This window comes from Rhodanobacter sp. G1 (assembly GCF_055397855.1).
The window spans coordinates 2414144-2420818 of sequence record NZ_AP039674.1; the positions used below are offsets into that span (position 1 = coordinate 2414144).

Annotated in this window: 5 protein-coding genes and 3 pseudogenes; 1 reads left to right on the forward strand and 7 read right to left on the reverse strand. The window is 62.8% G+C overall.

Translation table 11 applies throughout. From position 1 onward, the window contains the following. Window positions 1-34: 34 nt before the first annotated feature. From ACZ5Z2_RS10890 to ACZ5Z2_RS10900, 3 genes are read right to left on the reverse strand one after another with little or no spacing between them, the layout of a single operon-like run. Window positions 35-481 (reverse strand): DUF1579 family protein, encoded by a 447-nt coding sequence (locus tag ACZ5Z2_RS10890; RefSeq protein ID WP_464758594.1) that lies wholly within the window; start codon window positions 479-481, stop codon window positions 35-37. A 2-nt stretch (window positions 482-483) separates the two neighbouring features. Beyond that, window positions 484-1404, reverse strand: a complete 921-nt coding sequence (locus ACZ5Z2_RS10895) for a sensor domain-containing protein (RefSeq protein ID WP_464758595.1) — start codon at window positions 1402-1404, stop codon at window positions 484-486. Further along, the gene (locus ACZ5Z2_RS10900; protein ID WP_464758597.1) at window positions 1404-1805 is read right to left on the reverse strand and encodes a PadR family transcriptional regulator; all 402 of its coding nucleotides are present in this window, start codon (window positions 1803-1805) and stop codon (window positions 1404-1406) included. Before ACZ5Z2_RS10900 ends, ACZ5Z2_RS10895 begins: the two co-directional genes overlap by 1 nt. A gap of 343 nt (window positions 1806-2148) precedes the next feature. Between ACZ5Z2_RS10900 and ACZ5Z2_RS10905 the strand changes: the two are divergent. Beyond that, window positions 2149-2409 (forward strand): annotated as a pseudogene (locus ACZ5Z2_RS10905) (transposase); the annotation flags it as partial. Here the strand turns inward: ACZ5Z2_RS10905 and ACZ5Z2_RS10910 are convergent. The 4 genes and pseudogenes from ACZ5Z2_RS10910 to ACZ5Z2_RS10925 all read right to left on the reverse strand — a co-directional run. Continuing rightward, a pseudogene (locus ACZ5Z2_RS10910) lies at window positions 2401-2709 on the reverse strand (transposase); the annotation flags it as partial. The pseudogenes ACZ5Z2_RS10905 and ACZ5Z2_RS10910 sit on opposite strands and share 9 nt — an antisense overlap. Before the next feature lie 411 nt (window positions 2710-3120). Next, window positions 3121-3450 (reverse strand): annotated as a pseudogene (locus ACZ5Z2_RS10915) (transposase); the annotation flags it as partial. A gap of 96 nt (window positions 3451-3546) precedes the next feature. Further along, complete coding sequence (locus tag ACZ5Z2_RS10920) at window positions 3547-5037, reverse strand: MATE family efflux transporter (protein ID WP_464758598.1); 1491 nt, start codon at window positions 5035-5037, stop codon at window positions 3547-3549. A 126-nt stretch (window positions 5038-5163) separates the two neighbouring features. Next, window positions 5164-6624 (reverse strand): cytochrome P450, encoded by a 1461-nt coding sequence (locus tag ACZ5Z2_RS10925; RefSeq protein WP_464758599.1) that lies wholly within the window; start codon window positions 6622-6624, stop codon window positions 5164-5166. Window positions 6625-6675 lie beyond the last annotated feature (51 nt).

Here is a 6675-nt window from a genome sequence, read left to right on the forward strand (position 1 = left end):
CTGCCCGCTCCCGCTCGCGCAAGAGAGGGGACGGCTACGCCACGCGCCGGTAGCTGCCCTGCATCACCGGTTCCCAATGCACGCCGCCGTCGAACGAGCTCTCCAGCGTGAGTGCGCACACGCCGTCGCGGAATGCGTACGTGTGCCGGGTCTGCCCGCGCGGCGAGCTGCGCAGGAACACCAGCCGCCCGCCATCCCAATGTCCCGGCGCCGGTTGCGCAGGCACGAAGCCGTAGCTGTCGAACCAGTGCAGTGCATACTCGTCGTGCCCCGGGCCGGCCGTGAACACGGCATGCGCCTGCAGTGCGATCCGGCCCCCGCGCTCCTCGCGGTAGTCCATCAGCAGCGCACGCCCGTCAAGATCCAGGCGTGCGGAAAAGCATCCGCGGGCCGCACCGCCTTCGCCCCAGCGCGTGGTGGCGATGACCTCCTCGCCTTCCCATTCGCCGGCCAGCAGGCCCAGTGCGTTCTCCATCGTCATGCTCAGGCCCTCCGCACCAGCAGATGCTTGGCGAGCTGGCCGTGCAGGCGGCCGAGTCCGCGCACCACGTGCAACAGCACGAAGAACAGCAGCACGCCCAGCACGCAAAGCACGCCCGCGCCGCCCCAGCCGCTCAGCCACTCGATGCTGCGGCAGGCCGAGTCCGTCAGGCCGGTGCAGGTGCCGGTGTCCCAATGACCCAGTTCGGCGACCAGCTTCAGCACCGGCGCGGCGGCAAAGCTCAGCGAAACGGCCAGCCACGTCACGACCAGCGTGAAGTAGAAGATGCCCAGCGGCAGCAGCAGTAATGCGTACAGCATCGAACTCCAGCTGCGCGGGTCGGTGAACATCGCGCCGATACGCTGGAACAGCGACATGTGCTTCGGCGGATACGGCGGCCGGCGCGGCATGCGCACGCCCAGCATGGTTTCCACCAGGCGCCCTTCCAGCAGGGCCAGGCCGCGCACGCTGCCGAAGAACAGCATGATGAACGGCAGGCCGATGATCAGCACCGAAAAACCGGCCGACATCGAGAGGCCGGCGACCACCCAGGTGAAATAGGCGATGCCGGTGACCAGCCCGAACAGCAGGTAGAACAAGGCGCCCCAGGCGCGCGGGTCGGCGACCACGCCGAAGAAGCGGCCGGCGGCCGAGCGCCGCTTCGGCGACGGCGGCGGGCGGATCGCGCGCTGGATCCGGATCTCCTGGTCGCGGTAAATCTCGGCCACTTCCTCCGGCGCGCCGTAGCTCTCCACCACGTGCTCGAGCATGGCGGCCTCATCGCGGCCGGGGCGCTCGTAGAGTTCGGCGCGCAGGTGTTCCTCGGCGTCGTACAGCGCGTCCTGGATCAGCGCGGGATCGGCGCCGCTCAAGGCGACGCGCAGTTGTTCGAGGTACTCGTTGATGGTGCGCGGCTTGGTCATCACACTTCCCCTTGCAGAACCTTGTCGACGGAGTCGCGGCTGGCGTTCCACGCGGCGATCCATTCGCGCAACACCTCGCGGCCGAATTTCGTGATGCGGTAATAGCGGCGCGGCGGCCCGCTCACCGAGGGCTCCACTTCGCTGGCCAGCAGGCCCGCGCCCTCCAGGTTGCGCAGCACCGGATAGAGCGCGCTCTGCTTGCCCGCCAGCACGCCCTCGCCCGCCTGCTCCAGCCGCTTGGCGATCTGGTAGCCGTACAGCGGCTGGCGCGACTGCCCCAGCACCGCCAGCAGCACCAGCGACACGGTGCCGGCGGACAGCTCCTTCTGGAACTTCTTCAGTTGGCCGTCGCTCTCGTCCACGTGCTTGCCCGCCCTGCTGCATAGCTTGGACTGAAGCATAGTATTTACTTCACACTAGTGCATGCGCCGGAAGTCATAGATGCATCGTCATGGCCGGTGGGCATGGAACCAATATGTGTACGCGTTGTACAAACATTGGCTCCAGCGGCGTGTACACGTATCGAGGCGATCAAGGTGCACCTGAAGGACAAACCCGACCACGGCTTTGGCCTGCTGTTTGACCAGACGCTGCAGTCAAGGGGCTTCAGCAAGATCCGCAGTTGGCGGGTTTACGTGGCCATGAGGCTCAACCTGCCACGTCGAGGCAAGCGGCGCCAGCCAGACCGCGTCTGCGAACCCTTGGCCTGTTCAAAATCTCTCCGGCATGGCCGAAATTAGGCAGATGAGAAAAAGCTATCCCAGTGACATCAGCCGCAGGCAGTTCGAACAAGTGAAGCCGCTGCTGGAAGAGGCACGGAAGAAGACTCGACCCAGGACGGTGGAGCTGTACGAAGTCTTTTGCGCGGTGCTGTACGCACTCAAGAATGGTTGTCAGTGGCGAATGCTGCCGGAGGGGTTCCCGAAGTGGCGCACGGTGCACGCGTATTTCCAGATATGGAGCGAAGTCGACAAGGACGGGGTGAGCCTCCTGCAGGCGTTGCGCCCCCGTTTCTCGCGGGCCACGCCAACCTGATTTTTTGAGGGCCCGTTCCAGCACGCTTGTGCCGTGCGGGTCGGGCTCATTCCACTTGCGCCAGTAGGCGTAAACGCTTGGCCACTTGGGAAAGTCCGACAGTAGAAAGCGCCACTGACAGCCCGTGCGCAGCAGGTACGGCACTGCGCAGAACACCTCGTACACATCAACGGTGACCAGCTTGATACTGCGCCGAACGCTGCGTAGCAGCGGTTCAATCTCGGCAAACTTCTCTCGGCTGATGTCGCTTGGGTAGGGCTTTCTCTTCATCGGCCTAGTATCCCTTGTCAGCGCCCAGTATCGCGCCTCGAGACAGGTGCGCATCGACCAAGGCCAAGGCGCCCTCCCGTTCCCCCATACCCATGGCATGACGGACGTCCACACCCACCAGCAAGCCATGGCGGTTTCCATCAAGTCATTGGCCAGATAGGCAAGGCGGGCTTGTTGGCCGTTGCCTTTGCGAGCTAGCCGCGCGTCCTGATCGGTCGTCGAGGCATGCGTGGCATTGCTGCGCTTCTGGCCGCGGAAATTGCTGCCCCCCTCGTCCGAGCCGCCCTTGGGACGGAAGCTGCGGTGCGAGGCCCAGGCTTCCAGCAGCGTGCGGTCGACCGAGAAGTGCTCGTCGCTGACCAGTTCGCCCAGGCGGTTCAGTAACACCGTGTGGGCAAAGAACCCCTGCGCGATCTTCGCGTCGAACAGCCGGTCGCGGCTGAAGGAAAACGTGGAGTGATCCCACACCGGATCGTCGATGTTTAGGCCTACGAACCAGCGGAACAGCAGGTTGTAGTTCAACTGCTCCATCAGCAGCCGCTCGCTGCGCACGCTATAGACCACCTGCAGCAACGCGGCCTGCAGCCGCCGCCCTGGCGAAATCGAGACACGGCCATCGGGCGCGTAGCGCGATGCCAGCAGCGCATTGAGTTCCTTCAGGATCGTATCGACCAATACGTGCAGCTTGCGGATCGGATGATCCGCCGGCACGCGATTTTCCACCGACACATACGAGAACATGCCCAACTGCTAGATGTCTGCTCCGCGCACTGCCATCACTCGATCATTGATGAGGGCTATTATTGTCGCGACTGCGGGGCATTTCTCAACAGCCTACTAAGTTCGTCTCGATTCGCTCAACTCGGCAGCACGAACCAGCAAGATGCTGTTCTGGCGATGCCTAACTGCTAACCAGATGCGCCAGAAATACAGGGCACCGATGAGGGCCTCGAAAGCCGACCCAACCACCCAGCAGACAGGGAGATAGGAGGCCTCGCCCGCATGCGAAGCGACCATCGCATAGATCGTCGGCACACTGATCGACCACATCAGGATCAACCGCGTCATGAACAGGAAGCGGGTCAGACCGAAGCTTTCGAGCACCGAAGCCCCGGTCATCGCGAGTGCAAACGCCACCGAATAGACCCACAGCACACGTGAAGTCGCGATGGACACGGCCTGGATTTCCGGCTTATCGGCAACGCCGAACGGGCCGATCAGAAGGCGCGGTGTCGCGATCTGAAAGAAGGAAATCACCACCACGTAGATCAGCTCAATCGCCAGGGTCACGAAAAGGATGCGCGATATCTGCGGATAATCGTCCTCGCCGAGCGCATTGCCGCACAGCACGCTGCAACCGATGCTCAGGCCGATCAGCGGAATGATCCCAAGGTTGTTCACCGTCAGATTGACGCTGTTAGCCGCGAGCGATATCGCGCCAAGACCGGCGACGATCCAGATGAAGGCCACGTTTCCGAAATTGTCGATGCCCGTCGCCGCACCCAACGCGAAACTCTTCTTCATGCGCGGCAGCATGTCGGCGACGGTGATCCTACCGCGCCCGCGGATCAAGGATCGCGCATGGAACCAGACTTCGCCCGGCACATAACAGACATAGCAGACAAGCATCGTCAGCGTGCCGATCAAGGTGCCGATCGCGGAGCCGCGCATGCCCAGCTCGGGCAGGCCGAATTTGCCGAATACCAGGCCGATGTTCATGAAGACATCGACCGCCTGGCCGATCAGGCCGACCACCATGGTAATGCGTGTCTTGCCGATGCCGTTGAAGTACGAGGTGAGCGATATGTTCAGCGTCATCACCGCGCCGAAAAGGGCGGCCCAATACATGAACTGCGATTCCAGATGCGTAACGGCCGGCGGCCGACTGCTCAGGAAGGGAATCATCGCGACCAGCGGCGCCAGCAGCGCCAGCAGGACGGAGAACAGGACGCCGATCAGGATGCCGATTGCCGCCTGATAAGCCGCCTCGCCGTGTCCCGAGCGCCCGAATGCCTGAGCCACGAAAGACCGGGAGAAGCCCACGATCGAAGTGAATACCCCGATGATGGCCATGGAAGTGAAAATGGCGGGTCCGGAAGCCGCCAACGCGTCGCTCGAATATCTGGCCACGCAGATGCGATCGACCAGCATCATGATCAGGTTCCCGACCATCGAACCCATCAGCGGAATGGAGACGCTCAGGATTCGCCTGGCGATCCGAAAATCGAGACCGAGGTTGCTGGAATTCAACGCAATATCTCCGTAAATGGAATGCCGCCCTGCAACGCCGCGATCGGCCAGTTGCAGAGGCCACGGCAGCGGTTGCATGCCCCGTCTATCAATGGAGTCTTTCGGCCACTCGTCCGTACCGAACGTGCGCCTACGCTGATGGGTCGAGCCCGGCGTGCACCGAACGCTCTCCCCGCCGCCGGCTGCCGACCAGAAAGCATGGCCTCAACGACGAAGCTTGAGGCGCACCGGCAGGGCGCTTGGACCGACGAAGAAATTCATGATCTGCTCGACCGGCGGAGCATCTGCATCCCGTTCCAGTTCGAAATTGCGAACCAGCATCGATACCACCATCTTGATTTCGGTCAGCGCCAGGAAGCGGCCAGGGCATAGACGCACGCCGCCGCCGAACGGGAACAGCTTGCGGGTGGGATCAGCGTCCCCTTGCGGCCGATGTTCGAAGATCCAGCGTTCCGGCCGGAACACGTCGTTCTGCGGAAACTGCGTCTCGTCCAGGCCTTCGCCGATATTCGACACGATGACCGCCGTCCCCTTCGGAATGAAGGTATCGGACACCACGCAATCGCCGTTGCTGATCAGCCCGATCAGGGGCGCGACGGAGCGCAGCCGTTGCGTCTCGTTGTGGGCAGCCTCGAGATAGGGAAACTGCTTCATCGACTCCCATTCATGCAAGAGCGGTGCATCACCCAGCACCGCATCGACCTCGGCGGTCAGCGCGGTGGCCGCGGCCGGATTCTCGGCCAGCAGGTTAATCATCCAGGCTATGGTGTTGGCAGTCGTGTCCTCACCGCCGATCACGCTCAGCAAGGCATTGCTGACCAACTCCTGATCGGTAAAGCCCGACTCGGGATTGTCGCTGGCGAGGATCATCGCCTCGAGCATATTGGCGGGTTTCTGGCGCAGGCCTTCCTGTTGCCGCATGCGTTCGCGCGTATTGCGGATGAACTGCATCACCGCCTGCTCGATCTCGGCCGATGACCGGTCTACCGCCCGATCCACCGGCAGGCGGAAATAGCGCCAGTACGGAAAGAGCGCCGTGCTGCGACTCTCCAGACGCAGGAACACATTGTCGATATTGCGCTGCAGCTGATTGCCGTCGTCGTTGGTCGCGTCGATGTCGTGCCCCATCGCAATGCCCACGGTAATATCCAGCGCGTACGCCTTCAGGTCACGGCGCAGGTCGATCGGCCTGCCCTCCTCTGCCGCCGCCCGCCAACGCCGCAGCAAGCGCTCCGTCATGGATACCATGGTGGGAAAGAAATTCCGCACGACCTCCGCGCTCAGTCCGCCCATCACCAGCTTGCGCTGCTTGCGCCAGTCGTCGCCCTCCGCGGTGAAGACGCCGCTGATGTTCAGCTCATTCATCACTGTCTTGACGTTCTGGCTTCGGCTGAAGCCGTTCGGGCGATCCTTCAGGATGCTGTTGACGGATGCGTGATCCGAGATGACCACGATGTGGCGCCCGAAGGCGTTGATGCGAAACATCGGGCCGAACTCGCGAATCCACTTTGCCAAGGTGAGATGCGATTGTCGCCCCCCGATCTGCAGCATGTTGCCGACCAGGGGCTGGCCCTTGGGGCCAGGCAGATCCGCGATCGTGCGCGAATACTTGAATGCACCCTTGTCGGCCGCGTCCAGCTCTGGGGGTAGCGTGCTTGAATTCATGGATGGTCTCCTAGGTATGGGGAGCGGTTTGCAGTCTTGGCCGGGAGCCAG

What these genes read in the sequence shown, in the direction of transcription:
- ACZ5Z2_RS10890 (WP_464758594.1), bottom strand. Translation starts at nt 481, where the DNA reads ATGACGATGGAGAACGCACTGGGCCTGCTGGCCGGCGAATGGGAAGGC.
- ACZ5Z2_RS10895 (WP_464758595.1), bottom strand. Translation starts at nt 1,404, where the DNA reads ATGACCAAGCCGCGCACCATCAACGAGTACCTCGAACAACTGCGCGTC.
- ACZ5Z2_RS10900 (WP_464758597.1), bottom strand. Translation starts at nt 1,805, where the DNA reads ATGCTTCAGTCCAAGCTATGCAGCAGGGCGGGCAAGCACGTGGACGAG.
- ACZ5Z2_RS10920 (WP_464758598.1), bottom strand. Translation starts at nt 5,037, where the DNA reads ATGCAACCGCTGCCGTGGCCTCTGCAACTGGCCGATCGCGGCGTTGCA.
- ACZ5Z2_RS10925 (WP_464758599.1), bottom strand. Translation starts at nt 6,624, where the DNA reads ATGAATTCAAGCACGCTACCCCCAGAGCTGGACGCGGCCGACAAGGGT.